Below are 26312 nucleotides of genomic sequence, written 5' to 3' on the forward strand. Positions count from 1 at the left end.
TCACCAGATCTTCCGTCCAAGCTTCAAAACCACACCTCTTGCCGCGGCGGTATTTTCACCATCAATTCCCACCAACCCTTTGAGCGTGAGGTTCCAAGGAGTGTTGTCCACCATAAAGTCATAAGATACAACTGGACCTAGCGAAAGTGACTTCGCACGATTGCCATTATTTGAAGGAATAATGCCGTTAATATCGTCGTCTTCGATTTGAACAAAGCCAGTTCCTGCAAGACCTACTTGCCACTGGCCAAATCGCTGAGACACTGCAAAGTCCATGCTGACAATATCGCCTGTTTGGTAATTCGTATCACGATTTTCAGTGTATTTGTTATAGAAAACTCGCGCACTGAACTCTGTTGCATCGCCAAATTGATCACCCAAGATACTAGGAACAATATATGTAAGTGCCACGTTCGGAGCAAAGTCGTAGACGTTCGCGCTCACGTTGATCATTTTCGAAGAGTCATATTTACCGGTTGGTAGGGTCACGCCAAAACCAACCAAAACGTTCAAACCGTAGGGAATCCAAGGCGCTGTCTTAGATCGCTCATAACCCAGGGGAAAGTTCCTCGACCACATCAAAACGTCCGAATAGACATCCCCTTGGCCCTCGGAGCACGTCGTCTTTCCGCCCTTGAATCCAAAGCATGTGCGCTCATAGCTAGCGAAAGCAGTAGAGGCAATGTTGCCCCCAAAAACCTCCGTGTCGTAAACAATCGCACCACCAACGCCGAAAACTCGAGAACCGCCTTTGGCGTCTAAGTCTTTGTCTTCAGTCCAATACTCTGGAAACCCAAGACCAACCCCAATGCCTACGGCATACACGCCAGGAGGAGGCAATATGGCTTGTCGAATATCTGTGCCACCGATTGGACCCGCAGGTTTGATGTTTTCCGCAGCATCGGTATAGGTCGCCAAAAAAACCTGAGCTGCCAACAGTGCAACGCAAATTGCATACTTACGACTCATAGAGGATCTTCTCCATCCGTAGAACGGATGTCAGCAAGTTATTGTTTTTATTTAATTCGCTTTCAGAACAGCTTGTTACCTTGTTACCAACACACCTGTAACGACAATCGCACGGGCAACAACGCCATGGGAGCGAAATTCAATGGTTGGTCTGGTACAACTCTAAGATTTGGTAGACGCTCAAATAGCACGCGCAACCCAGTTGCCCCTTGCAGTCGTGCGAGTGGCGCACCAGGGCAGGTATGCCGACCTTTGGTAAACGCTAAATGATCCTGCGGGGATGAACGGTTGATATCAAAATCCATCGGGCAGCCAACATGTCTCGGGTCAGTGTTGGCTGCGGCCAACGACACCCAGACTGGAGAGCCTGCAGGGATCTTGACCCCACGAATCTCGACCTCTTTCGTGGTCACTCGGCCTGCAAAAGGAGCAGATGGACGACGGCGTACGGTTTCCTCGAAGACTCGAGACCAAAGGGCAGCATCAGCTTTAGCTGCAGCAAGCGCTTGGGGATGGCTATCCAAGAACAGAATAGCGTTCGCCATCATCTGCGCTGTGGTATCAGTACCGGCAAATGCAATTTCAACAAGGTGCAGGGCAATCCGCTCTGTGGTCAGCGCCGGATTCCCGCTGCTGTCCTTTTGGGATGCCATAGTCGAAATGATGTCGCGCGCTTCCGAATTCCGGCGAGCCTCTACCAATCGATAGAAGTATTCGTATCCAGAGACATACTCGTCCCATACCTTCGACTTCTCAGGCTCGTGCATCGGCTCGAAAGTACTTGCCAATACCTTGATGGAAACGTCACGGATACGCTCAAACAGGGGGCGGTCCTCAGACGGCAAATCATAGAGCGCCATCAGGGTTCGAGTCGTTAGCTCCAAGCAGTAGTTGGTCATGATATCGGTCGAGTTTTCCCCAACCAAACCGTCAAGAATGTCGTTCGCACGTGCCTCAATAATGGGCTCAAGTGGATCGATCTTCTGCTTCATGAACCCGCGCTGGATCACAATTCTGGCTTCGGTATGTCGAGGTGGATCAATTGCCACAATGGAGTCAGCCATTACCGAAGGTGCAAAGCGCCCGCGAAACTCTTCCGGCACCTCAGGGCAATTGGCGAGCGAGGAGAAGGTCTCCCACTCACTGAGCACCTTTTCGGCATCCTCGCGGCGAGTCACTATCCAGACACCTAGCGGCTGGAAAAAGAACACTGGCGTTTCTTCTCGCGCTCGCTGGCATATCGAAGCTGGATCTTTGAAACCTTGCTCACTTAACGGATTGAAATCCGCGGGCGGAGCTGGTCTATCGAGCTGTTCCATTCTTATTGTTCTCCGGTCGTGTTAAGTCCAGGCCAGCCTATTCCATCTCACTGAGCTAATAGTGAGTGATTTACTGACCACGGATATTGGCTAATTAGGTTAGAGCGCTGCTGAAGCAACCAAGTCGGATAAACGTTGGAATCTCAAAATGTTCTCGCTCTCTTCCATCACTTTTGCAGTCAGGCACACAAAGGTAATTTGCGATTCTGGATCCACCCAGAACAGAGTCGATCCCGCTCCGAAATTGCCATAGGTTCCTGAGGATGTGAGTGTCCCAAACTGAGACACCGTCAACCCATCGCCGGCCAAGGCGTAACCCAGCCCCATGTTTCCTGGCGGAACATCCCAGTGGCGCATATCTGCAAGTAGTTTGTACAAATCGTTAATCGCATTCCCGGTTTGCAGCGTCGTTGCTTTGCGGATTACAGCCGGCGAGAGAACGCGCTCACCGTTGCCAGTACCGTTCTGACGAAGCATTTCAGCAAATACAAAAACATCCGGTGCAGAAGTCATGGCACCAACCCACGGCATCTGCGAGCCTGGTGCTTCAATCGCATCAGCAACAGCCTTGATGTCAGCATTGGTCAACCAACCACCGTCTGGGAAGTTGGAAGTCAGCGGAACACGGCGCTGAGCGGTTTGGGGAATTGGTCCCAACGATGTGGATGCCATGCCCAAGCGACGGAAGAGGCGTTTGTCGAGCAGGTCAGCGAAGCTTTCTGCGCCGTGGACGCGCCGAACCATTTCACCCAACAACGCATGATTGACGGTGGGTGAATAGCTGAAGGCTTTTCCAGGTTCGCCGACCACATCCAGTTCGCAAACTGCCTGAATCGTTTCGCTCAAGACATGAAGTCGATCATAAGGAAGCGGCTGCGGCGTAGGCGAAAGACCAGCACGGTGGGTCAGCAGGTGCCCAACGTTTACACGCTCTTTTCGACCGCTGCGGAATAGATCTCTGCCCCAAAACTCAGGAATTACATCCACCACGCGAGTGGTAAGGGAGAGCAAGCCAAGGTCAATGGCTTCGAGTACCAGTGTGGTCGTAAATGCTTTGGTCAGCGACAACACCTTGAAAACGGAATCCTCACGCATCGGCACTGCTGCGTGGCGATCCGCATAACCTACTGCCGAGTCGAGTACGACTTCGCCGTGCCGAGCAACTTTGATCACAGCACCGTCGATGAGACCACGCTCAACGTCTTCACGAAGAGACGACTCGACTCGTTCGAGAGCACGAGCGTCAAACCCTGCTTTGAAAGACATGGTTAAAACCCCTACGTTTTTATAGTTAGAAACTGCAGCAGCCTTTACATGTACATCCCGCCGTTAGGCGAGAGCGTCTGACCAGTGATGAAGGACGAGTGCTCACCTGCCAAGAATAAAATGCTCTGGGCTAGCTCCTCGGGTTTGGCCAATCGCTTAATCGGCTGCATGCTGACGAGGAACTGGACAACCTCAGGGGGTTGCTCATGCATAAGGGGGGTATCAACTGAACCTGGGGCAATCGCGTTGACGCGAATGTTGTACGGCGCCAGTTCGGCAGCAGCGGCGCGCGTCAAACCCAGGACTGCTGCTTTGGATGCCGGGTAGTACAGAGGCATCGCAACCCCCATCAGCGCAGCAACGCTGGAAATGTTCACGATGCTGCCGCCGCCAGAACGGCGCATGAGCGGTACACCTTCGCGGATGCAGTAGAACTGGCTGAACAAGTTCACTTCCATCACACGACGGAAGTCTTCGTCCGAGGTGTCTGCCAGGAAGTCAAAGACTGGGGCGCGGCCACTCTTCATCGCGTCGAGTGCTGCAACGTTGGCATCGACCATTTTCTGATTGGCTTCGCGATTTGGCGCGTTGATGCCGGCGGCATTGACGATCACATCCAAGCGACCCAATGTCGATTCAATGGTTTGAAATGCCGCGCGCACGGCATCGCTGTTACTAACGTCGGTTGGAATGCACAGTACGCGTGGATCTTTCCCGAACGCCTCCAGCAGTTGCTCGCCTTTGAGGTCCAATGCAGCCACCTTGGCACCTTGCTCGATTAACAGCTGAACCGTTGCTTTCCCGATGCCGGAAGCAGCGCCAGTGAGAACGACCACCTTCTCTTGAAACGACATACTCCTACCTCTCTTGTTATTGCAGGCGTAGGTCGCCTGCGTTTTGGTATTTTCCGATACACTCACTGTACTATGGTACAGTTAAATGTCTAGTTGCTTATTTCCTATATCGAGAGAGCCTTTAGATCAGATAGGTATAGATAGGAGCAGCAATCCATCGATACCCCTCATCTTCCTTCACGACATGTCCAAGGCCAGGCCATGGAAAGTGATAACCGTGTGTTAACAGCTTCTGATCAGCGAGCATGTCGAAGATGCGCCGACGTGATTGCACTGCCATATCCGAATTCGTGTCGTAGCTGATGCGCCACTCTGGATGCTTCATGGCAAGGATGTAGTGATGTGCCAGGTCGCCGGTCGTTACCAATACATCCTCGCCCGAACTGATGACGTAGCCGCTATGACCTGGAGAATGGCCAGCGCAGAGCAGAGCTTTAATCCCAGGAACGACCTCTTCGCCATCACGCACAATGATCAGGAATTCGAGGTAGGGAGTGAGGTTTTTGATTGCGCCATCAACGCTCACCTCAGCAAAGTACGAAATGGACCGATTGTTCTTATCGAACCAGTAGTCGAGTTCTTCCTGCGCGATGGCCACCTGGGCATTTGGAAAAACTCGCTTACCTTCGTTGTCCACCAGCCCCCAACAGTGGTCTGGATGTGCGTGCGTGATCGCCACGACATCAATGTCTTCAGGGCGGAATCCAGCAGCTACAAGGTTGGAGAGAAGATGGCAGGTAGAGGGGCCAAACATATGGCTCAACTCGCCCATGCTTTCGCCCATTCCGGTGTCGACCAAAACCACACGTTTTCCGGTATTGATCACGAGAGCATTCATGCCAAGCAGCAGCTGATCGGTCGGCAAAAAGTTCTCTGTCAGGAGAGCATCCACTTCGTCCAACGGCGCGTCGGAAAAACCGGAAGACGGAGGTTTCAAAGGCATAGGCCCATCTGACACGACCGTAATTTCAAAACTACCCAGCTTGAATCGATACCAGCCTGGGTTCACAACTGCACCCGTATCAAGTGCGGACATTTTATCGTTCATTGTTCGTCCTCTCTAATCACGTGGCAAAGCGGTTGCTACAAACCCTGAGCGAGCTCATGGGGTCTTGTAACGTTGCGTAGTGTTTGGAGCGATCAAGCCCTGGCAGCAGACAGGGAAAGGCCACCGTCAATTACGAACTGTTGCCCGGTTACAAAACCTGATGCACGGGAAGCCAGATAAAGCGCCAGGGGTTTTATTTCCTCCACATCAGCGACCCGCCCCATTGGCACGCCAGCAGCCATCTTTGCCCGGATCTCATCCTGGTGCATGAAGCCGCCGCCGATGTCGGTTTCAAAGGGGCCTGGGGCGATGGCATTGACTCGTACCCCGTCGCCTGCCAACTCCAAAGCGGTAGCACGAACCAACTGTGCGGCTCCTGCTTTGGCCGCCGCGTAAGCAGCACCTAGCGTGACGGCTGGCCTCAATGCCGAAACCGATGTGGTGACAATGATCGAACCAGATTTACGGGGTCTCATATGGCGCGCTGCCGCTCGAATTGAGTAGAACACCGCGTCCAGACTGACGGAGATGACCTTCTGCCACCTGACATCCGCGTACTGTTCCAGGTAGTTGGCAGAATCACGTTCACCGTTTTCGTTGAGCGCAGCAAACCCTGGCCCAGGATCAATACCTGCATTCGAGAAAACCACATCAATGCCGCCATACGTTGCCGCAACCTGATCGTAGATAAGGTCGACGGCTTTTCGGTCAGTCACGTTGAGGACGTGAGACGCTATCGAATACCCCAGGTCTTTTAGACGATCAGCCTGGGTACTCAGCCGTCGAGGGTTCAAATCGAGCATTACTACGTTCGCGCCGCCCACCGCCATTGCCTCGGTGAACGCGAGTCCTAGCCCACTGGCCGCACCGGTCACGATGACAGTGGCACCTGCTACCGAAAAAGCCTCTTCAAACTTCATGATCAATCTTCCGCGAGTTCATCGAATTACTGCTCGATTAGCCGACCAGCCTCAATGGCAGAGACTTCCAACCACTGGCCTGGTTGTTGATATTCCGAACAGGCTCGCCCACTAGCTCGATTCGTCGAACTCGCTTCGCCAGTGCAGAAATGATTGCCTTGAATTCCATCCGCGCGACGGCTTGCCCCAAGCATGAATGCAGGCCGAACCCAAACGATGTGTGGCCCATAACCCCTTTACGGGCGATGTCGAATGCGTCGTGACGCTCCCACTTACGGGAGTCACGCCCTGCCGCTCCCAAGAAGCACGCAATACGATCACCGGCCTTCAATGCGACGCCGGCTAGCTCGGTGTCAGTCGTTACACCACGACCTAAAAATCTGGACGGAGGATCCAGACGGATGACTTCCTCAAATGCAGGGCGCATCAGATCTGGGTCGACACGCAGCTTGTCCCATTGCTCCGGGTTATCCGCAAATGCCTTGAGGCCAGAAGCAATCGACAGCACAGTTGTATCGAATCCACCCGTGAATACACCTCGAACCAGAAGGTAGGCGGTATCAGCAGAAACTTCGCCCTTGTCTCCGAGTGCATAGATTTCAGAGGCAATACCATCAGTAGTGATCGCAGCACGCACACACTGTTGGTTGAACCACTCCAGCACATCTCCACTGCGAGCCTTGCACTCTTTGTAGAGATCATTCATTGGCATGGTGGAGTTGAAAGCAAGATCACCGAAATCCAGCAGACGCCGACGCTCTACGGTTTTCAGACCCAGGACATCGGGAAACACCTTCAGCACGTAGCTGGCCGCAATGTCAGAGAAACCGTCCACGTACTCTCTCCGAACCAAGTCCTCAACCAGAACATCAGCGCACTGATCGAAATAGTCCTGATACTTGGCCAAGGCAACGGGAGTGAACAGTTTCATAATAGGATCACGATGGGCGGCGTGATCCGGTGGATCCTCCGCAACCAGAATGTTCGGGATATGTTCACGAGGCCCAAAGGCTTTGATGGTCGAGGTAAAGGTTTGCCAATCGCGGAGGATCTTCTGAGTGAGATCGTGGCGACCCGTGCAATACGCCTGATACTTCTCAAGCCAGATGATGGGTGCGGACTCACACAAGTCGATCAAAAACTGCGGTCCCGCTGCAATTGCCTCTTCCGAAAAAGGGTCCAACGACGAGCTGGGCACATGAGTTGTCGAAGACATTTTGTTTCTCCGGTGTATCGTCGATACCAATGAGTTCTGGCTTTTTTGTTATGGGAAAAACTGGCCTACGTCGGGGTTCGCCCGTCGTACTTCCAGGCTTACGTTGAGCTGCCTATTGCCATTGGCCGCACCTGAATCTCTGCCCACGCATGCCCTCGATCTTCTAGGATCATTGCGGCACCTTTTTCACCGATCATGATTGTTGGAGCATTAGTGTTCCCGGAGGTGATGGTTGGCATAACAGACGCATCAACCACTCGCAGCCCTGCTATGCCGTGGACGCGCAAGCGCTCGTCCACCACAGCCATGGCGTCCGAACCCATCTTGCAAGAGCCAACCCAGTGCATCATCGAGTTCGCGCCTTCTCGCCTGATGTAATCTGCGATCTCCTGATCACTTAGCGAATTTGGCGGCGTTACGTTCTTCACGTGTTGGGCTAACGGCCCTTTCGCAACGATCTCTCGGACCTTTCGAACAGCCGCGATAGCTGCAGCCATATCGCGCTCGTCACCGAAATAATTTGGGTAAATTCGAGGAGCGTCATCGGGGTTGCTGGAGGCGAGCGTAAGCCGGCCACGAGAGCGGGGATTTAGCTGGCACGTAGAGATGGTGACTGCATTGTCCTTTCCGATTTCGACGAGCCCTTGCTTGTTGAAATGCCAACTCAATGGCCGATAGTTGATCTGCGTATCGGGGCGGTTAGAACCTGACAAAACCCTGGTCAGGGCGACGGCCTGAGAGGCCCCCATCGTTAAACTGCCTTTGCCTCTGAGCAGATAATTCGCGCCCTGTAACAAGGATCGAATACCGCGCAGGTCTTTGTTCAATGAAGCCTGGCGGTCGGTCTCGATACCCGAGTGCACATACACATGGTCGTGTAGGTTCTGGCCGACGCCACGCAGGTCACTGATCAACGGAATACCGTTGCGCTCCAGTTCCTCGGATGGACCGATACCCGAAAGCATCAACAGTTTCGGTGAGTCAATTGCACCTGCCGAGAGAATCGTCTCGAAGGCGTTAGCGACCACCTTTTCGCCTTCACGTCTGTACTCGACGCCAATGGCGCGACCGTTTCCCACGATCAGCCTTTCGACTGTCGCGCCAGTAACGACATGCAGGTTGGGCCGATCCAGTACCGGTGTCAGGAAGGCAGCCGCTGCCGAATGGCGTCTACCATCCTTGATGGTGAACTGAAGGAAACCAGTTCCTTCAGGAACGGGAGAGTTCAGGTCTTCGAGTCGTTCAATACCGGCTGCCACACATGACTCAATAAACGCTGCCGAGGACCGATGTTTGAAGACAGGGTCCGTAACCCACAGCTCACCATCTCGGCCGCGAAACCGAGAATCGCCCTCGGCACGGTGCTCAATTTTCTTGAAAAATGGCAGGACGTCATTCCAACCCCAGCCTGGATTCCCAAGCGCTTCCCATTGGTCGTAGTCAGCCCGATGTCCTCGAAGAAATGCCATTCCGTTGATCGCGCTGGAACCGCCCAACGCCTTCCCGCGAGGAACATAAATCGTCCGCCCCCCCAGGCTGGGGTCCGGTTCTGATTGGTACGCCCAGTTCAGCGGCCCAGGCAAAATGATCCGAGACACCCCGGCTGGCATAGAAGCCCACAACCCCTTTGGCTTCTCGCCGGCCTCCAACAGAAGGACAGAATGGCTTGGGTTTGCAGACAGCCGATTGGCTAACACGCAACCGGCTGAACCTGCTCCAATGATTATGTAGTCGTACACCCGCGGCTCCTCATTCCAGACGCAATCGAATCTGCTCTTCGCGATTAAATTCGGATGATGGTCGTCTTGGTTTGGGTGTAGTGGTGGAGCGCCTCCAGGCCTTTTTCACGGCCATAACCACTCTGTTTGAATCCACCAAAAGGCGTTTCAACACCACCGGAAGGGTATTCGTTGACATACACCTGACCGGCCTCAAGTTGCGCAGCGACTCGGTGCGCGCGAGCCAAATCAGAGGTCCATAGCCCTGCAGCCAGGCCGTATTCCGAGTCGTTTGCGATGACCACCGCCTCCTGCTCATCTTTGAACGGCATCAGGACCAATACCGGACCAAAGATCTCCTCCCGCGCGATACGCATGGAGTTGTTCACATTGGTGAAAACGGTCGGGCGGACATACCAACCCGCTTTGTCGCTCGGCACATCGCCGCCTACCAGTTGTTCTGCGCCTTCTTGGATCGCCAGCTTGTTGTAGGCGTGTACCTGTTCGTACTGGGCCTTGGTTGTCAAAGGCCCCAACCCGAAGTTCTCACCATCACTGAACTCGAGAGCCTCCACCGCGCTGGCAAGCTTTTTGGCGAACTTTTGGTAGATCGATTGGTGCACCAGGCAGCGAGTGCCAGCCAGGCAAACCTGGCCTGTGTTCACCGTAAATGCGAACACGCTGCCGGCAACTGCACGATCCAGGTCTGCATCTTCAAAGACGATGTTTGGCGACTTACCGCCCAACTCAAGGGAAAGCGGAATAATGCGATCTGCGGCGAGTTTGCCGATCTCTTTACCCGCGCGAACCGAACCTGTGAACGCGACTTTTCGAATCAGGGGGTGCTTAACCAACGGTTCGCCGATCTCCTTACCGGTACCGGTAATCACGTTCAGGACTCCAGCAGGCAGACCCGCTTCTTTCACAGCCATTTCAGCCAGCTGCAGCATGGTGATAGAGGTGAATTCTGAAGGTTTCACCACAACCGTATTACCGGAAACGAGTGCCGGGGCAATAGCCCGGCCAGCCTGATTCAGCGGGGAGTTCCACGGCAGAATCACCCCTACTACACCGAATGCTTCGCGGGTGGTGTAAGCGTGATAGTTGGGGCCCAAATTGATGGTCTCGCCCTGGATCGCGGTTGCCAAACCACCGTAGTACTCGAAGTACTGAGCGCAGGCCTCGATTTCAAATGCAGCCATCTTCACCGGTTTCCCGGTTTCTTCGGCTTCCTTTGTGCAAAACGCAGCAGCGTTTGTTCGAATCAAACGCGCGATTGCGAGAAGGACACGCCCACGTTCAATGGGTTTACGAGCATTCCATGCAGACTGGGCGGCGGCGGCAGAGCTAACCGCGAGGTCCACGTCAGCAGCAGAGCCACGGGCAATTTGATCACCCTGAAGCCCAGTCGTAGGAACGAATTCATAAATGAACTCGCCCGACGAAGGAGCAATAAAATCGCCGTTGATGTAATGGTTCCATTGAGTAGTCATAGCGTTCTCACAAAAAATCGTCCGCCAATCAGGCGCGACGTAGGCAATACGAAGCTCGTAGCGCTGGTTAACTAATCGAGCAGAATTTTCCCGGCACGAGTGATCACGACGCCGTCCACGCTGATGCAGGGTTCGCGAATGACGCCCTCAAGACGCAACTTGGCCTTGCAGGTACCACCTAATGCAGTGGTATCCCCAAGCCCAATGTGAGAGGTCGCGTACATCTTTTTATCGGTGCGCATCGAGCCGGTCGGGCGAACCTTGGGGTTCAACCCAATGGCAATCTCGGCTGGGCAGTTAAAGCTTTCAGGGTCACCGTGTTGCGCAAAAATCTCGCGCCAAGCAGCCGCTTGCTCACCACCCTCGATGGCGACAGCCATGCCGTTCCTCACAGTGACAGTGATGTGCTCTCGCAATGCACCAACGGAGTGAGCGGTCAAGTCGAAAACGACAGTTCCCTCGCCTGTACCTTCAACTGGACAGACGTGTGTTTCGCCATCTGGGAAGGCACAGCCGCTTCCTCCACCAGGGCGCATAACTACCGGGAGCCCGGTAATAGCGCGTCCGACCCGCCCCTCGATGCTCGCAGTCAAGTTGGTACCGTTAGGACAAGTCACTGTGACCTGCCTTCCGTTGGTAAAAATGTCGGCGATTTTCTTGCCGAGAACGTTCAGCGCGAAGTAGTCCGCACCTGCCGGACCGTCCTTCGCCAGCATGGATGCGGTCAGTTCTTCCATCAGCACGAAACGACGCCCATGCTCAATTAGAAGCTCTGTGATCGGAGCATGCGCAAGTGCCGTGCTGGTGAGATAAACAACCAAATCGTTGCTGGGATCAAGAGCACCCGCGACCACGGCAGGTACCGGGTCTTGAGCATGAAAAGCTCGCGGCTGCATGATCGCCACGGTGGGCTCCATGGATAGACTGAGCGCAGCATCGGCAAGCGCCTGCCAAACCTCTGGCTCCATAGAAGTGTCAGTGATGATGTAGATTTTCTCGCCCGGCTTCGCATTCAGCTTCAGGGGCGTTTCCAATACCCGCACTAAATCTTGACTGCTCAACTCTTGAGTCTCCGTTTGCTTGCGGTACAAAAAAGGCGGCAGAAGGCCATCAACGCCATTACGTCAATGCGCAGCGCCGCCTGAAAACAGAAATAACGAGAACTTCGCAGCGAAGTCCGTCGGGGTTTGCAGCAATAACGACGACAGATCCGGCGTTTACCTTCCTGCTTACAACTCAGTGGTTAGAACAAGTCGTCCATACGGGTGCCAACTGCAGTCACCGCAACACCGCCATCCACAGAAAGGGAATGACCGAGTACGTATTTGGAGTCATCAGAGCACAGCCAAAGGACGGAGCGCGCTATTTCCTCAGCAATTGCCAAACGACCGATGGGGGTGCCAAACAGCAGACGATCACGCATCGGTTGAGGCATGTCTTTGAGGAACGGAGAATCGACCGGGCCAGGGCAAACTGCGTTGATGCGAATGTTCTGGTTGGCATAATCAATTGCCGCTGCCTTCGTCAGACCAACGACGCCATGCTTGGTAGCGGTATAACCTGAGAGGCGGTAGCCACCAATCAAACCGGATGCAGAGGCGGTATTTACGATGGCACCGCCGCCCCGAGCGAGCAGCAGAGGAATCTCGCCTTTGAGGCAGTAGAAGATCGAGGACAAATTGACATCGATAACGCGACGCCAGTTGTCAGAATCCAGCTCGGCCAACGGAACAATATTGGCTTCAATGCCTGCGTTGTTGTGAGCAAAATCAAGACCGCCGTACTGATCTACAACACCGGCCAACATCGCCTCAACGCTTTCCTCTGACCCTACATCTACATAAAAAAATGTGGCCTCGCCACCAGCTCGCTTGATTAGTCGAACGGTCTCTTGACCGTGCTCTGCCGCAATATCTGCTACCGCAACCGAAGCACCAGCCTGAGCAAAAGCAAGCGCCGTAGCACGTCCTATACCTGAACCTGCACCAGTTACCAAAGCAACTTTTCCAGAGAAATCATATTTAACGTTCATAGCGACCTCGTTGTTTTTATTAGTAGATCTGGGTGTTCAACTGCGTGACGTCTCAGACTAAGCCGACAGAGGCTTTGGCGGCTTGCAATGTATTAGCTAGCAGACACGCGATAGTCATCGGACCTACGCCCCCTGGAACAGGGGTAATTGCGCCTGCTACCTCCACAGCTTCGTCGAATGCGACATCACCGGTGAGTTTGTCTTTACCGCTAGGGAGCCTCACACGGCTGATCCCGACATCGATCACCGTTGCTCCAGGCTTAATGAAGTCGCCGCGAATAAGCCCGGGAACACCTGTAGCAACGACTAGGATATCTGCTTCTCGGCAGCGTTTTTCAAGGTCTGTCGTCCGAATGTGAGCGATAGATACCGTGCACTGCGCTTGAAGTAGCAGGCGCGCTAGAGGACGGCCTACCACGTTCGAAGCACCGACTACCAAGACGCCAAGACCGGCTATATCATCATGTACCGAGCGTATAAGGCGCATGACCCCCATAGGGGTGCAGGGTGTCAACCCTCCATCTAAGCCCGCCGCCAAACGACCGACGTTCAGCGGATTGAAGCCATCGACGTCCTTTCCGGGATCAATCGCACTGATTACATTGGCTACGTCAAACTGCGGCGGCAACGGGAACTGCACCAGAATTCCGCTTACCGAATCGTCAGTGTTGAGCTTATCAATCAATGCAAGCAGATCGTTTTCACTAGTGTCCGCAGGCAGTACGAAGCGCTGCGAGCGCATCCCAACGGCTTCTGTCTGCCGGACCTTATTCTCGACGTAAACTTCGCTTGCCGGATCTTCTCCGACAAGCACAACCGCTAACGCAGGAATGGGCCAGCCAGCAGCGACGAAGGCAGCAACGCCTTCTTTGACTTCAAGTCTGACTTGAGCCGCAATGGCCTTCCCGTCAATCAATTGCGCCGTCATGAGCTGCCCCCTATCAAACTTTGCTCAAATCTGAGCGCCGGTTGTCTTGCTTGTAGGGAGCAGTTGCAACTGTCGCGCGAATCTCTTTCTGCGGCTTGCCTGGGTCACCCCAGATCACACTCACTTCATTGCCTATGTCCGCATGCTCCACATCGATGGTGCAAAGCGAGAGCATTTCGCGGAAATAGAAGCTATATCCGCGCGAAGTGGTCACGCCTACGTCTCGTCCATTTCGCAATACCCGATCTGCGTACATGAAGCCGCGCTGATCTCGCGGCATTTCCATGTACTGGAACGGCGTCAGTTCCTTCTGGAACAGAGACGCGTAAACCGCTGCGACGTCATCACCATTCCAAACCAAAGTGCGCATGACACGACGCGGCTGAGCGACTTCCTTTTCCAGGGCTGCTCGCCCAATGAATTCGTGGTCAAACTTGATTGTTTTTGCCCAACCAAGTTCGACAGGGCTACGGTACCAGTCGCTGACGTTGTTGGATTCAAAGCTACCGGCGACATTAAAGGTCGAAGCAAAGCTCGGCATAGCCGAACGAAATTCCTTTAAATAGCCCTCCATCTCCGAGTCGAAGATTGCTGGCATATAATCCGTGACGATGGTTGGGAAGCAGGCTTCAAGATGGTTGATAAACACCGCGCGCCCACCGAGACGGCGAAGACCATATTCCTGCCCTGCCGCGACAATGGTCTCATAGACCTTGGCGGCATCAGCCTTTGGCCCCTGCAACTCAAACCCGATCTCGCCCGACATGCCCTGGCGCAGAGCCAACATTCGGCAACCGGCGATTTCAATCTCAGCGGAGTGCATGAATTTCACGTCTCGCAACGACTGCCCCGAAACCTGCTCGATCAATGGAAGAGCGGTAGGACCAGCAACCTGGAAATTGAATCCATCCTGGACTTCAGAGACGACGCTGTAGTTTCCGTTGCGGCGAACGTACTCGGCCCAGAAAGTGCCACGCCCGAACAGCAGGAACTCATCTCCAGTAAGTCTAGTGAGAATGCCTTCAGCAATCACCTTGCCGGCTTGAGTCGTATGTGTAACGTGCTTCGATTGCAGGATGTCGAATTTTTCGAAGCTGTTAACGGAGATATCAGAGAACAGCTTAAGCGCATCAGGACCTTTAAACTTACGCTCCCAAAGGAAAGACCAGTCGCCAATTGAACAGGTCTGTTTCCAAGACATGCTCTCGTCGATCCAGTCGGTGTACTCGGGTTGCCCCCAACGACTGGTGAAGTATCCTTCTGGCGTTTTGCGCATGCCATTAGTGCTCATGAATTAGCTCCTGACTTATTTTTTTTGGCGTGATCAGTCGGCAAATACGACGGTTCGCCGACCGTTTGCAATGAGTCGATCCTCAAGGAAAAGCAACACTGCGCGAGACAGCACCCGACGCTCGATATCACGCCCTTTGCGGACTAGATCTTCAGCGGAATCCCGATGGCTTACTCGTTCAACGTCTTGCTCGATGATCGGACCTTCATCCAGGTCGGCAGTGACGAAATGAGCCGTTGCCCCGATAAGCTTTACGCCACGGGTATGAGCTTGGTGATAGGGCTTTGCTCCTTTGAAACCAGGCAAGAAGCTGTGGTGGATGTTTATGCACCGGCCCGACAGAAAGACAGAGAGGTCATCCGACAGAATTTGCATGTACCGAGCAAGTACCACCAAATCAGCTTGACTCTCAGTCACAATCTTCTTGATTTGTGCTTCTTGCGAAGACTTAGTTTCTGCGGTAACAGGTAAGTAATGGAAAGGAATGCTGCCAACTAAACTTACACTCAATGACTCGCGTGGGTGGTTGGAAACAATACCAACAACATCCATATTTAACTCACCTAGGCGATGGCGATAAAGCAAATCACCCAGGCAATGGTCAAACTTTGAAACCATAATCACGACTTTTTTACGATCAGTACGCGCTCTAAACCACCACTCCGCATTGTACTTTTTAACAATCTCTGAAAAAGTGCGCTCAATGTCACGAACTGCGGGCTCATCTATTTCGACGACCACTCGCATGAAGAATTTTTTACTTTCCTCATCATTGAACTGCTCCGCCTCAACGATATTCGCTCCATGCTTGAAGAGGTAGGTAGTAACCTCAGAAACAATCCCTGGAGCGTCCAGACAGGCCAGCGAAAGCACATATTGATTATTTTTGTTCACGATTGATTTCACCAACAATCTCAATTATATTTGGCTTTATACACTTAAATCGATCATCCTCAGAACAGATCGAATAATTGATTTAAGTAGATCACTTATAGTATTATATGAGGCATAGACTCACTCTATGAAAGAAAAATTCAGAACCAATATGGCCTTGCAATACTCTTTCTGCCCAACACCTGCGCTCCCTATGTGGCAACACCCTACGACATACCGAAAACATTGAGAATCCCTTAAAAAACAATAAGAGATATAAGCAGGATGGATATCAGACGGCTTGACCTCAATTTGCTGCTTTTGCTGGATGAGTTGAACAGGGAACAGAACCTTTCGGCGGCTGCACGTCGACTGGGGATGAGCCAGCCGATGGCCAGTGCTAGCTTGCGACGCCTGCGTGACTATTTCGAAGATCCTCTGTTCCAATCGACAGGGAGGGGCATGCGGGCGACCCCTTTCGCCCTTTCAATCGCATCAGCCGTATCCAATGTCTTGCAGTCCATAAAAACCGACATTCTCTCGAAGCCGATCTTCAAACCCACCGATAGCGACAGGCTTTTCACCATCAGCACGTCTGACATCGGAGCACTTATCTTCGTCCCCCCCATCCTGAGGCGTCTTGGTGAAGATGCGCCTCATACCGATCTCCGATGCGTATCTCTACCTCATCAGCAGTTGGAGTCAGCCCTGGAGCAAGGCAGCGTTGATCTCGCCATAGGTTATTTCCCCGATCTTTCTGGTAGCGCTGTCATTACTCAGGATCTTTTCGACCATTCGTTCACCTGCATCGTACGCAGTGACCACCCAACGATTAAGGACTCACTGAGCCTGGAACAGTTTTTAGGGGCAGATCATCTTGTGGTGAACCAAGAGGGGCGAAGCCAAGAGATTTTTGAATATCACTTGAGGGAGCTGAAACTACATCGCCGTATCCATTTGGAGGTTCCCCACTTCATGAGCGTCCCCCAATTGATAGCCAGTACAGACATGATTGCTACGGTGCCGTTATCATTAGGCATATGGTTCGCCAGCAATCAGATTAGGTTATTGCCGCCGCCCGTTGAGGTTCCAAAGTTTGAGCTGAAGCTTCATTGGCACAAGAGAATGGAAGATGAGCCTTCGGTGAGCTGGTTGCGACAAGTTGTGCGTGAAGAGTTAAAGAACCTGGACCCTTCGCTAGCGATGTCGCCAACTTATGCCGAACGTAAAAAATCGAATTGAGATGAGGTTTTGCTTTGATTAACAAGAAGTTAAGAAAGCCCGCAACGCTAAGAGCAGAGCAACAGCAAGAAACTCGCGAGCGCTTACTCAAAGCGACAATTGATATAATTAGCTCAAAAGGCTATCAGAGCGCAACCATCGACAACATTACCTCTTATGCAGGTACCGGCCGCGCTACTTTCTATCTGCACTTCCGCAGCAAGCCTGAGGCTTTGATGGCCGGTTGGCAAGAAATTTACATGCCTCAAATGCTGTCTCTCTTGTTAAAGCTTGACAGCGAGTCCCCTCTTTCGAAAACCGGCATTGAAGACTGGGTAGCAGCTCTTGTTATTTTCTGGGAAAACAGTCGATCTATCGCATTAGCGTCAAATGAAGCAATTGCGCTTGAGCCTGAACTTTCAAGAGCGTGGTTTAAGCGAATATGGGAAGTATCCTCTCAATTACCAGCTTGGTCGGGTCGCAACAGCCATAATCTTGAGAATGCAAAACTTCGCTTGTTTATGCTTGGCACTTACACTGAGCATGTGTTGATGATGTGGCTGAGTGGGTCAGCTCCCATCAGCCGTACCCAAGTTGTCCAATCTCTCGCAACACAATGGTTTGCTGAGTTTGGCGAGTAAATCGAGCAATTTCACGCCTTGGTATTGGGGTTGCCTTGGCAACCGGTTGGTACAGGCGGCGCGATCAGAGTGTTTTTGCACCTGCCATCAGCCTATTGATTGATCGCCGCCGATCGCCTGCTCTGGCACGATCAGGGGCATGAATTCCTCGCCCAATCCCAATCAGAAGACACCGGAACAGCTATACGTTTTGGCTGAACGGACCTTGCAGTTGCTACTGTTCGCTATCTGGCAACTTTTTGCAGCAGCCCACGGAGCCAGTTTTCTGATCCTTGGCTTCACGTGTACGCAAGTCCTTAGCCTTCTGGTCTCGATGCGCAATAAACGCAATATCCGCTTCGGGTGAATTCTTTTTTTGAAAAAGTCGGTGTTTTCATAGGATCGGGCGGTGAAAGCGCCTTTTCAGCACGTTCCTACGTGAAGTCTCAGCCTGAAAGGCGCTGCGGACATTCAAGGTTTCAACCTCCGACGCGTAGTTTGATGCCCCAAAAACTACCACCAACCTATTTCAAGCTGTGGCTTCCAGCCGCAAACATCTGACACCGAAAAAGCTCCAGCAACGGGAAGCGGCGCTCGACAAGAAAATTGCGCATTATCTGGCGCAACTCGATGAGGCCGATCGTGACGAAGAAGGCGAGTCGATTGATCGTTCAGCGGTGCAGGCAGCGCTGGCGGAGTTGCAGGTAAAAAAGGCCAATAACCAGACCTGCCAAGTGCTGATGCAAGCTCAAGGTCTGGTTCAGCACGTTGTGGGTGAATCCGATGCGCAAAAAATGCGAACAGCGTCCGGGCCGCTCGTGGCCTACAACATTCAAAGTGCGGTGGATGCCAAGCATTGCCTGATTCTGCACCACGAAGTGACTCAGGAAGGCACCGACAACCGTCAGTTGGAACCGATGGCCAAAGCAGCCAAAGAGAAGCTGGATCAATCCGAACTTTGCGTCACGGCGGATGCCGGTTATTCCAATGGTGCCCAGTTCCAGGCCTGCGAAGACGCGGCGATCACGGCTTTTGTGCCTCCCAATCGGGCGATCAACACCACCGGTGGCGACGAGCAATACTTTGACCGCACCGAATTCAACTACGACTCGAACACCGATCAGTACCAATGCCCCGCAGGCAACCGGTTGACACTCAAGCAACTGAGCAAGGGCGACCGAATCTATCAGGCGGCCATCAGCGACTGCCGAAGTTGTCCGCTGAAAAACCGCTGCACCAAGGCAGAACGCCGGTATCTGATGCGCCACGCCCATGAAGCAGCATTTGAGCGAATGGAAGTGCGAATGAAGGCGCACCTGGAAATGATGGGGCATCGGCGCTCCATCGTCGAACATCCCTTCGGCAACCTGAAGCAATGGATTTTCGGCAATGGCCGGTTTTTGCTGCGCCAGTTACAGGGTGCTCGCGCAGAAATGGCACTTGCAGTACCAGGCCTACAACTTGAAAAGAGCTATCCAGGTGCTGGGAGCACAGAAGCTGATGGCGCTGATGGGCTGAAAGGCCCTTCATTTTTCAGATTGCAGAAAAGCAAATGCCCCGACAAGTCGGGCATTTGCTTTAAACCGCGGCGGACTGCGTTTTCACACAGTCTGACGAGGCCGGGTGATTACCCGCCCCTCAAAAACACAGCCCCAAAATGAGAGGGATGGAGGGCTGACAAAAGAGTGCGGGAGCGGGATATTGCCAAATGGCGTCTTCCTGCGCAATAGAATCCTCTAGCCAACCAGCTCCGAAACATCAGGCGACTTGCGTAGCCCACACATTCAGGAGTAGCGCTAGACGGGCCCAAGAAAGCAGCAACATTCGTTATCACCGCACGAGACAGCACCTCAGCTTGAGCCCAGCGCGCTACAAACGATCCGCACAGTCACTTCGAAATTCTCCAGAGTGAGTACATCGATTGGCGAATGCCCCTTCAGTCGCTCATGAGGCTCACAGACCGTCCGGTAAAGCCTCCATGCATCGACATCCGGAAATCGCGCTAACACAGCAAGTACCAACTTGTGCCGCAGTGGATCAAGTTGCCAATCGGGAATGCGCTGACCGCGATTCCCTAGGCTCAGGGATAGCAGGCGCCGAGCCTTGATATCGCGGTTGATCTGATCTCGGGATTTTCCTGCCAGTTTGGCGAAGACAAGCAGCGGCAAATTATTCGAAGCTTCATAGGTAGCTAGCATCTCGGCGCGCTGACGTTGTATGTCAGATACTTGAGGTTCGCGCAGCTGTTCAGCCTGCGTTGGAGCAGGTAGGACAGGTGAATACTGAGCCGCGTGATGGACCGGTTCGTTGCTGACGGACATTTCGGAGGCAGAGACAGTCGTCGGTGGGAAGCCACTACTGTACAGAACGGCGTTGGCATTCGCGTTTTCCAACGAAGGTAACGACGCTGCACCTTCTAAACGAATAGTCAGTGGAGAGCTTGCCGCTTTCAGTTGGCCCTGCCCCCAAAGATCCAGACGATTCGCCCAGTCCTGCATCATCGTTCGGCGCTGCTCGACATACTCCGCGTGGTTGTAAGCCGCACTCACCTTATCCGGATCCGCATGAGAAAGCTGAGCATCCACCCACACCTTCGGGTATCCGATCTCGTTCAACGCCGTCGAGATCGTCGCCCTCATTCCATGACCGGTGAGTTGATCGGCGTACCCCATCCGGCGTAGCGCGCCACTCAGCGTGTTCTCACTGATGCGCTTGCTCAGGTCGCTTCGATGCACAAATAAGTAGCGCTGTGCGGGGACAACCTGATCCAGCAAGTGACGCACGATCTCGAGCGCCTGCACCGACAGCGGCACGATGTAGGGCGGTACGTTTTGGATCTGCTTACCCGCCTTTCGCATCGCTAACTGGAGCTGCTTCACCACCTCCGCCGGTATGACCCACAAACGCTTCTCCAGATCGAACTGGTCGGGCGTCGCCAACCGCAATTCGCCCGTGCGGACACCGGTCAGCAACAACAACCGAAGGCCAAGCCGAGTTTGGTTGACGCCACCGTAATTTCGAAGAGCAGCCATCAATCCCGGAAGCTCGTCCATACGAAGAAATGGGTTGTGCGTAACAGGCGGTTTGGGGAGTGCAACAACATCAAGGTCTGAAGCCGGATTGTGTTCCAGCCCCTCGATCTTCACCAGCGCATAACGGAACAGTTGGTTGAACCAGGTTCGGCATTTTTCGGCGGTGGTTAAGGCCTTGCGCTGTTCGATTCTGCTCAGTAAATCCAGCAGATCGTGACGATTGATATCGTAGATAGACCGTCCACCCAGTATGGGCAAGACGTCTTTATTGAAGATTCGCAAGATTTGCGAGAGCGTGCTCTGGCGTCCTTCCTTTAGGCTCAACCTGCGGAACTCTACCCACTGATTGAACACGACCTCGAAGGTATGCTCTGTCGCAAAACGAACAGCAAGCCGCTGTTGTTTACGATGCTCATAAGGGTTGATGCCCTGGGCAACCAAGGCGCGCGCCTCGTCACGTCGAGTACGTGCTTCTTTGAGAGAGATTTGTGGGTAGCAACCCAAGGACATGCGCTTCTGCTTGCCTGCCCAGTAGTAACGGAAGAGCCAGACTTTTCCGCCGTGGCCGTCACATTGAGAGTGAGACCATCACTGTCACCGAGGGTGTAGTCATTACCGGTGATTTGGGCATGCCGAACTGTCATTTCTGAGAGTGCCATCGCGAGCTCCTGAACAGAGTCAGGGCCAGATGCTCATCTCGCTACACAATCTGCTCCAGCATTAAACCGATTCAGAGCCCGTCAGAATCCTGGACTCAATTCTGGACTTAAACGTACCGGATAGTGCTGGATTTCAGTGCTTCCCGCTGGAATGAAAAAAGGGCCTAAAGGCCCTGATTTCAATCACTTACAGAATTCAGTGGAACTCTGCAGCGCAATATTTGGAGCGGGAAACGAGACTCGAACTCGCGACCCCGACCTTGGCAAGGTCGTGCTCTACCAACTGAGCTATTCCCGCGTCTTGGTGTGGCGCATTCTATAGGTTCAGATTACGCCGTCAACCCTTTGATTCAAAAAAGTTTTATTTCGACTCTACATCCGTCCGCAGATGCGGCCACGCAGCACGCAGGTATTGGACCATCGACCACAACGTCAGCCCAGCGGAAACCAGCAGCAGTGCGTAGCCCAACAGCACCCAGAAGCTGAAATCCGACGGGTTGGCCAGCAGGATCACCAGTGCGAGCATCTGCGCGGCGGTTTTCCATTTGCCGAGGTTCGACACAGCAACCTGGGCACGAGCGCCCAGCTCGGCCATCCATTCACGGAGCGCCGAGACGACGATTTCGCGGCCAATGATCACCGCCGCCGGCAAGGTCAGCCAGAGATTGCCATGTTCCTGCACCAGCAGCACCAGGGCCACCGCGACCATCAGCTTGTCGGCCACGGGGTCGAGAAAAGCACCGAACGGCGTGCTCTGCTCCAGGCGTCGGGCCAGGTAGCCGTCCAGCCAGTCCGTCGCGGCGGCGAAGGCGAAGACCGAGGCGGAGGCCACGTAGCTCCAGTGGTACGGCAAATAGAACAGCAATATGAAGATCGGGATGAGCAGGACGCGTAGAACGGTAATCAGGTTTGGGATATTCATCGGCACAACTGGCTACGAGGTTGACGGGCATTCTACTCGCTATGCAAGTTTGCATAAATCGACTCTGCGAGCTTTTTACTGATACCGGGTGCTTTGGCTATCTCCTCGATGCTGGCACGAGACAGTTCCTGCAATCCACCAAAATGTTTCAACAAGTCGCGACGGCGCGTCGGGCCAACGCCTGCCACACCCTCAAGTGTAGACGTGCGGCGCGTCTTGCCACGGCGAGCACGGTGCCCGGTGATGGCGAAACGGTGGGCTTCGTCGCGAATCTGTTGGATCAGGTGCAGCGCTGGCGAATCGCCCTTGAGGGTGAACTCATGGGCGGCATCGTTCAGGTACAAGGTCTCGAAACCCGCCTTACGGGTTGCGCCCTTGGCCACGCCCAACAGGATCAGGTCCGGGACCATCAACTCATTGAGCACATCGCGGGCCATGGACAACTGGCCTTTGCCGCCGTCCACCAGGAGGATATCCGGCAACTTGCCCTCCCCGTCCTTCAGCTTGCCGAAGCGCCGCATCAACGCCTGATGCATCGCCGCATAGTCATCGCCCGGCGTGATGCCTTCGATGTTGTAACGGCGGTAGTCGGACTTGATCGGGCCTTCCGGACCGAACACCACGCAGGAGGCCACGGTCGCCTCGCCGCTTGAGTGGCTGATGTCGTAGCACTCCAGACGCTGCGGCGGCTCATCCAGGTTGAGGACATCGGCCAGGGCATCGAACCGCGCCGCCACGTGCTGACGATTGGCCAGGCGCGCGCCCAGGGCCTGTTCGGCGTTGGTCACGGCCAACTGCTGCCAACGGGCACGGGTGCCGCGAACGCGGTGGCTGATGGTCAGTTCACGACCGCGGAGCTTGTCGATGGCTTCGATCAGGGCCGGGAAATCCTCATGGACCACGTTGACGATCAACTCGGCCGGCAAGTCCCGTTCCGGACTGCTGATGTAGTACTGGCCCAGGAAAGCCGCCATGACCTCGGCTACGTCCTCCTCGATACCCACTTGGGGAAAGAAGTTCTTGCTGCCCAGCACACGACCACCGCGCACGCTGATCAAATGCACGCAGGCGCCGCCCGGGTTGATGAACGCCGCGATCACATCGACATCACCGCTGCCGCCTTCCATGCTTTGCTGGTCTTGCACGCGGCGCAGCAGACCAATCTGGTCGCGCAACTCGGCGGCCCGTTCGAATTCAAGGTTGACCGCCGCGTCCTCCATGGCTGCCGACAGCTCATCGGTCAGCGCATTGCTGCGGCCCTCCAGGAACATTACCGAGTGACGCACGTCCTCGGCGTAAACCTCGGGCTCGACAAATCCTACACACGGCGCCTTACAGCGCTTGATCTGGTACTGCAGGCAGGGCCGGGTGCGGTTCTTGTAGTAGCTGTCTTCACACTGGCGAACGAAGAAGGTCTTCTGCAGCAGGCTGAGGCTTTCACGAATCGCCCCGGCGCTGGGATAAGGGCCGAAATACCTGCCCTTGGCCTTCTTGGCCCCCCGATGAATGCTCAGGCGCGGAAACGCCCCGTCGGACAGAAACACGTAGGGGTAGGATTTGTCGTCGCGCAGCAGGATGTTGTACGGCGGGCGCCATTCCTTGATCAGCGTCTGCTCAAGCAGCAGGGCCTCGGTTTCATTGGCGGTGATCGTCGTTTCGATTTGCGCGATGCGCCCCACCAGAGCAGAGGTCTTCGGGGCCAGGCCGGTCTTGCGGAAGTAGCTGGCCAGGCGTTTCTTGAGGTTCTTGGCCTTGCCGACATAAAGCAGGCGCGCCTCACTGTCGAACATGCGGTACACGCCGGGGCGACCGCTGCAGGTGGAGAGGAACGCGCTGGGATCAAACAATTCAGTCATTTTCAGGCGCTGGCATCGACCATGCCGTGGCGCACCGCCAACAGTGTCAATTCGACGTCACTGCTGATCGAAAGCTTCTCGAAGATACGGTAGCGGTAGGTGTTGACGGTCTTGGGGGACAGGCACAGCTTGTCGGAGATGATCTGTACCTTCTGGCAACCGACAATCATCAGGGCAATCTGGATTTCCCGTTCCGACAGCGCATCGAAAGGCGAATCGTTGGTCGGCTGGAATGACTTGATCGCCAACTGCTGGGCGATTTGCGGGCTGATGTAGCGTTGCCCGGCAAAAACCAGACGAATGGCCTGGACCATTTCGTTCAAGCCCGCGCCCTTGGTGAGGTAGCCCGCCGCGCCCGCTTGCAACAGCCGGGTGGGGAATGGGTCCTCTTCGCAGACGGTCACCGCGACCACCTTGATGTCCGGGTGACTGCGCAGCAGCTTGCGCGTGGCTTCAAGGCCGCCGATGCCAGGCATCTTGACGTCCATCAACACCACGTCGGGTTTCAACTCACGCGCCTTGATCAGCGCCTCTTCACCGGATTCAGCCTGACCAACTACCTGCAGGCCGTCGATGTCAGCCAGCATTCGTGTAATGCCCGTACGGACGAGATCATGGTCATCGACCACTAACACCCTAATCAAGCAGACACCTCACGATTTGGTCTTATTTGGATTGCACAACACCTTAGCAAAAAGCATCCGGCAGACCTAGCGCAAAGGGACAGATAAAAGTTACAACGCATCTTTATCGGCACGACATCCGAGGCGTCAAGCACCGGCGTCTCGCTGCATCCTCAGGAAACACTCGTCCTCGCCCACGACACGCAGGCCCATGCGTTCGTACAAGGCCCTGGCGGGATTGTCCTTGAACACCGTCAGGCGCAGCGCCGGGCGTCGTTCCAGCTTCACCAGGTCCCAAACCTGTCCGATCGTCCAGGTACCGGCGCCTTGCCCGCGGAACGCCTCGTTTATCTGCAGCTCACGGATATACAACGCCCGGGCATCACGACTGAGGCTGACAAAGCCCAGCGCCTGGCCTTCACGACTGATTATCCAGTTCTGGCGAATGATCCAGGCCAGGTCGAACGCTTCGTCCTGCCAGAGCAAATCATGCCTGAGGTAATAGGCAAGCATGTTGTCGCAGGTCAACTGCCGGGCGAAGTCGATATCCCCGTTCGTTGCAGCACGCCACTCGAAACTCATGAAGACCTCATTGAAGCACTGTCACCGGCACGACTTGCCCGCCCCAACCATTGACGTCACGGCGGGCAATCACCAACGACTCGCCCGTACCCGGCGCCGCCGCGAGCAGCGAACCGTCCGGGCCCCAGATGGCACTGCGGCCAGCCGACTCCCAGCCTCCGGTGACGCCGCCATGATTAGCCATCAGCACGGTCATGGCATGCTGCCGGGCATAGCCTTGCAACAACGTCGTATCGGGCAGGTAGCCACCCTCGGTGATCAATACCCCCGCTGCATAGAGCGTAGCGCCCTGCCCGGCTGCCGCAGCCGCATGACTGGCGTGGGAAAAATCGGCACACACCGCCAGCGCGATGCGATCCTGCCCCATTGTCAGCGTCGAGCCACCGTGACCCGGGGCGAAGGCGACTTCTTCCCCCGGGTGCAGATGCTGCTTGCTGTAGACCCCGAGGGAGCCGTCGGCACCCAGGACCAACGCGCCGATCACCACCGGAGCGTCGACCGACAGCCGAATGGGCATGCCCACCACGGCGGTCAGGCCGAGCGCTTGTGCCAGGTCACGCAGCGGTTGCAGCACGGCGTCCTCCGGCAGGATCGACAGATCCGCCGCCAGGCTGCGTTCGTAGCCGGTGAGCGACAGTTCAGGGAATACCAGTAACTGCACTCCCTGCTCAGCGGCAGCCTCCATGAAACGCTGATGACACGCGAGGTTGGCGCGAAGGTCCCCCGCGACAGAAATCGACTGGGCGGCGGCGAAGACTGGAGCGGTCATGGGTCATCCCTGGAAGGCGGTGCGAACCTGAAGTTTGTCATAAAGCCCAGCGGACTCAAGCCAGGGCGAACAATTGCATGCCCTCGATAGAATTTTCTGAT

General features: G+C 54.6%; 22 protein-coding genes, 1 tRNA gene and 2 pseudogenes. 4 read left to right on the forward strand and 21 right to left on the reverse strand.

Annotation, left to right across the window (positions count from 1 at the left end; all coding sequences use genetic code 11):
- The 14 genes from BM317_RS17465 to purU all read right to left on the reverse strand — a co-directional run bounded on the left by BM317_RS17465 (position 1) and on the right by purU (position 15951).
- Positions 1-969 carry a SphA family protein gene (locus BM317_RS17465; RefSeq protein ID WP_092475428.1) on the reverse strand — a complete coding sequence of 323 codons (969 nt, stop codon included), beginning with the start codon at positions 967-969 and terminating at the stop codon, positions 1-3.
- Positions 970-1052: 83 nt separating this feature from the next.
- Positions 1053-2288 carry a cytochrome P450 gene (locus BM317_RS17470; RefSeq protein ID WP_092170175.1) on the reverse strand — a complete coding sequence of 412 codons (1236 nt, stop codon included), beginning with the start codon at positions 2286-2288 and terminating at the stop codon, positions 1053-1055.
- Between the two features lie 99 nt (positions 2289-2387).
- On the reverse strand, positions 2388-3554 hold the full coding sequence (locus BM317_RS17475; RefSeq protein ID WP_092170178.1) for a serine hydrolase domain-containing protein: 1167 nt from the start codon (positions 3552-3554) through the stop codon (positions 2388-2390).
- A 44-nt stretch (positions 3555-3598) separates the two neighbouring features.
- The gene (locus tag BM317_RS17480; RefSeq protein WP_092170182.1) at positions 3599-4408 is read right to left on the reverse strand and encodes an SDR family NAD(P)-dependent oxidoreductase; all 810 of its coding nucleotides are present in this window, start codon (positions 4406-4408) and stop codon (positions 3599-3601) included.
- A gap of 121 nt (positions 4409-4529) precedes the next feature.
- Entirely contained in the window at positions 4530-5456 is a 927-nt protein-coding gene (locus tag BM317_RS17485; RefSeq protein WP_092170186.1) for an MBL fold metallo-hydrolase, read from the reverse strand.
- Between the two features lie 92 nt (positions 5457-5548).
- Entirely contained in the window at positions 5549-6376 is an 828-nt protein-coding gene (locus BM317_RS17490) for an SDR family NAD(P)-dependent oxidoreductase (protein WP_092170190.1), read from the reverse strand.
- Positions 6377-6413: 37 nt separating this feature from the next.
- Complete coding sequence (locus BM317_RS17495) at positions 6414-7592, reverse strand: cytochrome P450 (protein WP_092170195.1); 1179 nt, start codon at positions 7590-7592, stop codon at positions 6414-6416.
- Positions 7593-7690: 98 nt separating this feature from the next.
- Positions 7691-9331 carry a GMC family oxidoreductase gene (locus tag BM317_RS17500; protein WP_092475429.1) on the reverse strand — a complete coding sequence of 547 codons (1641 nt, stop codon included), beginning with the start codon at positions 9329-9331 and terminating at the stop codon, positions 7691-7693.
- 44 nt (positions 9332-9375) lie between these two features.
- Positions 9376-10803: an aldehyde dehydrogenase family protein gene (locus tag BM317_RS17505; RefSeq protein ID WP_092170202.1), complete on the reverse strand. Its 1428-nt coding sequence runs from the start codon at positions 10801-10803 to the stop codon at positions 9376-9378.
- Between the two features lie 71 nt (positions 10804-10874).
- On the reverse strand, positions 10875-11864 hold the full coding sequence (locus BM317_RS17510; RefSeq protein ID WP_092475431.1) for an aminopeptidase: 990 nt from the start codon (positions 11862-11864) through the stop codon (positions 10875-10877).
- Positions 11865-12046: 182 nt separating this feature from the next.
- Positions 12047-12835 carry a glucose 1-dehydrogenase gene (locus tag BM317_RS17515; RefSeq protein WP_092170208.1) on the reverse strand — a complete coding sequence of 263 codons (789 nt, stop codon included), beginning with the start codon at positions 12833-12835 and terminating at the stop codon, positions 12047-12049.
- Positions 12836-12887: 52 nt separating this feature from the next.
- Positions 12888-13763 (reverse strand): bifunctional methylenetetrahydrofolate dehydrogenase/methenyltetrahydrofolate cyclohydrolase FolD, encoded by an 876-nt coding sequence (gene folD, locus BM317_RS17520; RefSeq protein WP_092170212.1) that lies wholly within the window; start codon positions 13761-13763, stop codon positions 12888-12890.
- A 13-nt stretch (positions 13764-13776) separates the two neighbouring features.
- The gene (locus BM317_RS17525) at positions 13777-15054 is read right to left on the reverse strand and encodes an aminomethyltransferase family protein (RefSeq protein ID WP_092170215.1); all 1278 of its coding nucleotides are present in this window, start codon (positions 15052-15054) and stop codon (positions 13777-13779) included.
- A 33-nt stretch (positions 15055-15087) separates the two neighbouring features.
- Positions 15088-15951, reverse strand: a complete 864-nt coding sequence (gene purU, locus BM317_RS17530) for a formyltetrahydrofolate deformylase (RefSeq protein WP_218189425.1) — start codon at positions 15949-15951, stop codon at positions 15088-15090.
- A 261-nt stretch (positions 15952-16212) separates the two neighbouring features.
- On the opposite strand from purU, the gene BM317_RS17535 reads away from it, so the two are divergent.
- The 4 genes and pseudogenes from BM317_RS17535 to BM317_RS17550 form a co-directional block, all read left to right on the forward strand.
- Positions 16213-17169: a LysR family transcriptional regulator gene (locus BM317_RS17535; RefSeq protein ID WP_092170218.1), complete on the forward strand. Its 957-nt coding sequence runs from the start codon at positions 16213-16215 to the stop codon at positions 17167-17169.
- A 14-nt stretch (positions 17170-17183) separates the two neighbouring features.
- A complete protein-coding gene (locus BM317_RS17540; RefSeq protein ID WP_092170222.1) occupies positions 17184-17789 on the forward strand; it encodes a TetR/AcrR family transcriptional regulator in 606 nt (201 codons plus the stop codon).
- 139 nt (positions 17790-17928) lie between these two features.
- A complete protein-coding gene (locus tag BM317_RS17545) occupies positions 17929-18135 on the forward strand; it encodes a hypothetical protein (protein ID WP_092170225.1) in 207 nt (68 codons plus the stop codon).
- A 154-nt stretch (positions 18136-18289) separates the two neighbouring features.
- A pseudogene (locus BM317_RS17550) lies at positions 18290-19286 on the forward strand (transposase); the annotation flags it as partial.
- Between the two features lie 332 nt (positions 19287-19618).
- Here the strand turns inward: BM317_RS17550 and BM317_RS17555 are convergent.
- The 7 genes and pseudogenes from BM317_RS17555 to BM317_RS17585 form a co-directional block, all read right to left on the reverse strand.
- Positions 19619-21459 (reverse strand): annotated as a pseudogene (locus tag BM317_RS17555) (tyrosine-type recombinase/integrase).
- 222 nt (positions 21460-21681) lie between these two features.
- Positions 21682-21757: transfer RNA gene (locus tag BM317_RS17560), tRNA-Gly, on the reverse strand.
- 63 nt (positions 21758-21820) lie between these two features.
- Entirely contained in the window at positions 21821-22381 is a 561-nt protein-coding gene (gene pgsA / locus BM317_RS17565) for a CDP-diacylglycerol--glycerol-3-phosphate 3-phosphatidyltransferase (RefSeq protein WP_092475433.1), read from the reverse strand.
- Positions 22382-22413: 32 nt separating this feature from the next.
- Positions 22414-24237, reverse strand: coding sequence for an excinuclease ABC subunit UvrC (uvrC, locus tag BM317_RS17570; protein ID WP_092475435.1), 1824 nt, complete (start codon positions 24235-24237; stop codon positions 22414-22416).
- Between the two features lie 2 nt (positions 24238-24239).
- Positions 24240-24881 carry a response regulator transcription factor GacA gene (uvrY, locus tag BM317_RS17575; protein WP_003182764.1) on the reverse strand — a complete coding sequence of 214 codons (642 nt, stop codon included), beginning with the start codon at positions 24879-24881 and terminating at the stop codon, positions 24240-24242.
- 126 nt (positions 24882-25007) lie between these two features.
- Positions 25008-25442, reverse strand: coding sequence for a GNAT family N-acetyltransferase (locus BM317_RS17580; RefSeq protein ID WP_092475437.1), 435 nt, complete (start codon positions 25440-25442; stop codon positions 25008-25010).
- Between the two features lie 7 nt (positions 25443-25449).
- The gene (locus tag BM317_RS17585; RefSeq protein WP_092475439.1) at positions 25450-26211 is read right to left on the reverse strand and encodes a carbon-nitrogen hydrolase family protein; all 762 of its coding nucleotides are present in this window, start codon (positions 26209-26211) and stop codon (positions 25450-25452) included.
- Positions 26212-26312 lie beyond the last annotated feature (101 nt).

Origin of the sequence: Pseudomonas sp. NFACC24-1 (assembly GCF_900115235.1) — a bacterium.
Classification (GTDB): domain Bacteria; phylum Pseudomonadota; class Gammaproteobacteria; order Pseudomonadales; family Pseudomonadaceae; genus Aquipseudomonas; species Aquipseudomonas fluorescens_AA.

What these genes read in the sequence shown, in the direction of transcription:
- BM317_RS17465 (WP_092475428.1), bottom strand. Translation starts at nt 969, where the DNA reads ATGAGTCGTAAGTATGCAATTTGCGTTGCACTGTTGGCAGCTCAGGTT.
- BM317_RS17470 (WP_092170175.1), bottom strand. Translation starts at nt 2,288, where the DNA reads ATGGAACAGCTCGATAGACCAGCTCCGCCCGCGGATTTCAATCCGTTA.
- BM317_RS17475 (WP_092170178.1), bottom strand. Translation starts at nt 3,554, where the DNA reads ATGTCTTTCAAAGCAGGGTTTGACGCTCGTGCTCTCGAACGAGTCGAG.
- BM317_RS17480 (WP_092170182.1), bottom strand. Translation starts at nt 4,408, where the DNA reads ATGTCGTTTCAAGAGAAGGTGGTCGTTCTCACTGGCGCTGCTTCCGGC.
- BM317_RS17485 (WP_092170186.1), bottom strand. Translation starts at nt 5,456, where the DNA reads ATGAACGATAAAATGTCCGCACTTGATACGGGTGCAGTTGTGAACCCA.
- BM317_RS17490 (WP_092170190.1), bottom strand. Translation starts at nt 6,376, where the DNA reads ATGAAGTTTGAAGAGGCTTTTTCGGTAGCAGGTGCCACTGTCATCGTG.
- BM317_RS17495 (WP_092170195.1), bottom strand. Translation starts at nt 7,592, where the DNA reads ATGTCTTCGACAACTCATGTGCCCAGCTCGTCGTTGGACCCTTTTTCG.
- BM317_RS17505 (WP_092170202.1), bottom strand. Translation starts at nt 10,803, where the DNA reads ATGACTACTCAATGGAACCATTACATCAACGGCGATTTTATTGCTCCT.
- BM317_RS17515 (WP_092170208.1), bottom strand. Translation starts at nt 12,835, where the DNA reads ATGAACGTTAAATATGATTTCTCTGGAAAAGTTGCTTTGGTAACTGGT.
- folD (WP_092170212.1), bottom strand. Translation starts at nt 13,763, where the DNA reads ATGACGGCGCAATTGATTGACGGGAAGGCCATTGCGGCTCAAGTCAGA.
- BM317_RS17525 (WP_092170215.1), bottom strand. Translation starts at nt 15,054, where the DNA reads ATGAGCACTAATGGCATGCGCAAAACGCCAGAAGGATACTTCACCAGT.
- BM317_RS17535 (WP_092170218.1), top strand. Translation starts at nt 16,213, where the DNA reads ATGGATATCAGACGGCTTGACCTCAATTTGCTGCTTTTGCTGGATGAG.
- BM317_RS17545 (WP_092170225.1), top strand. Translation starts at nt 17,929, where the DNA reads ATGAATTCCTCGCCCAATCCCAATCAGAAGACACCGGAACAGCTATAC.
- pgsA (WP_092475433.1), bottom strand. Translation starts at nt 22,381, where the DNA reads ATGAATATCCCAAACCTGATTACCGTTCTACGCGTCCTGCTCATCCCG.
- uvrC (WP_092475435.1), bottom strand. Translation starts at nt 24,237, where the DNA reads ATGACTGAATTGTTTGATCCCAGCGCGTTCCTCTCCACCTGCAGCGGT.
- BM317_RS17580 (WP_092475437.1), bottom strand. Translation starts at nt 25,442, where the DNA reads ATGAGTTTCGAGTGGCGTGCTGCAACGAACGGGGATATCGACTTCGCC.
- BM317_RS17585 (WP_092475439.1), bottom strand. Translation starts at nt 26,211, where the DNA reads ATGACCGCTCCAGTCTTCGCCGCCGCCCAGTCGATTTCTGTCGCGGGG.